This window comes from Clostridium boliviensis, assembly GCF_033342255.1.
GTDB classification, from domain to species: Bacteria; Bacillota; Clostridia; order Lachnospirales; family Lachnospiraceae; genus Lacrimispora; species Lacrimispora boliviensis.
Map to the genome: position 1 here is coordinate 1 of NZ_JAWONS010000091.1, position 1,504 is coordinate 1,504.

The window sequence follows — 1,504 nt, forward strand, 5'->3', positions numbered from 1 at the left end:
GTTTGTTCTTTTCGAGTCAAAAGCGGGCAAAGTTTCTTGGCTCGGAAATGAGCGAAGTGTTTGACCACGTATTCTCCGGCTCTCAAAATCAAGGGCTGACCGCATTCCAGACAGGTATAGGTGTCCTTTTTATTTGCGTCTTCCACGAAAACCTTTTCCCCGTTTTGGTTTTTGGCATAAGGGATTTTAACCATATCATGAGCCTCCTTGGACAGGTTGCTCTTTTTGTTTTTGGGCGACGCTTTCCAAAATACGGTCTAAGTTGATAGCCCGTTCGAAAACAATCGGCTTGTCCCGATCAATGGCATGGGCTTTGGCCTCCCACATGCCGGCGTGGGAGACAAGTCGCGGGATGACAACCACAATATCGGCCTGCTCCAGTGTTTGATAAAATGCCGGGTCAAGTTTGTCTCCGTGATGAGTGAGGATCCGGATGCCCTCCTTCTCCACCTGCTGGCTTCGAATTCCTCCGATCACTCCAATGGTCTTGCCGTGAAGGATGTCCAGCGGGACGGGCTTATCCGGGGGCTCCTCTTCTGGGGCGATGGGTTCAATTTCTTGCACATCAGGTGGCTTTTCTTGAGGGAGCAGGGATGAAAGCCTTCGGATTTCCCCAAGGAGTTCACCGATGAAGGACTTCAGTTCCCGGATCTTCCGGATGTCGTCGGGGTGTCTCTTTCCGGTCGGAACGTTTTCCTTTGCTTCCCGAAGTGCAGTGGAGAGTGCATGGATTTTCTGGTCCCGTGTCGCGATTTCCCGCTTCAGCTGTTCGATCTGGTGGAAAAAGTCGGTGTTCTTCCTTCGGAGGCGGCTGAGTTCATCGGTAAGTTGGGAAATGCGCCGAAACAGAAAGGCATTATCCCCTTTTTCCTTCTTGACGATCCGGCCGATGTACTCGGTCCGCAAAGGTTCGAGGTCTTCACCAATGGGGAAATGAAGGAGAACAAACCGGACCCGATTTGCTCCGTACCATGCCGCATCCTTTTGGGGTTGCCAGGCCAAAGGCCCGATGTCGAGAATGTGCTTGTAGATAAACTCATGATTGGCTGCTCGCCAGAACCTCGCCTTGTCCTCATCGGAGGTGACTTTCCGGGCCACTTCCCGCCTTAATCCGGTCTCGCTTCGTTTTTCGGGAAGGGGGAGTTCGAGCTCCGAAAGTCCAGCTTCAATCTCCTCCCGCCGGAGTTCCTGAAGGATTTTCGGCCAGTGGGACAGGGCGAATTTGCAGAAAGCTTCCCAAAAATACTCTTCCTGCTCCTGAAAGATTTCATACCGCTTGTCGTGGCCTTTTTGCATCAGTTGGTATGTCTCATGGTCCATTTCGTTTCCGTATGGGATTTTGATGCGCCCGATCTCCGCGTTCTGGATCATATCGTGGTAAATAACATATTCGGGGCTATATTGATCCCCGCAAGCTTTGCAATTGAGGGGTTCGACCGGATGCCCGGTATGGTCCGCTTGTTTTTCAAACTCCCGGATGGTTTTCTTTCCATAGTCGAAAATC

General features: G+C 51.5%; 2 protein-coding genes. Both read right to left on the reverse strand.

The annotated features are described in order from the left end of the window. Nucleotides 1–194, reverse strand: a 194-nt coding sequence (locus RZO55_RS03230) for a competence protein CoiA family protein (protein WP_318062848.1), incomplete at its 3' end; no start/stop codon positions are given. A 1-nt stretch (nt 195) separates the two neighbouring features. Then, a partial coding sequence (locus RZO55_RS03235) for a hypothetical protein (RefSeq protein ID WP_318062849.1) occupies nt 196–1,504 on the reverse strand: 1,309 nt, incomplete at its 5' end.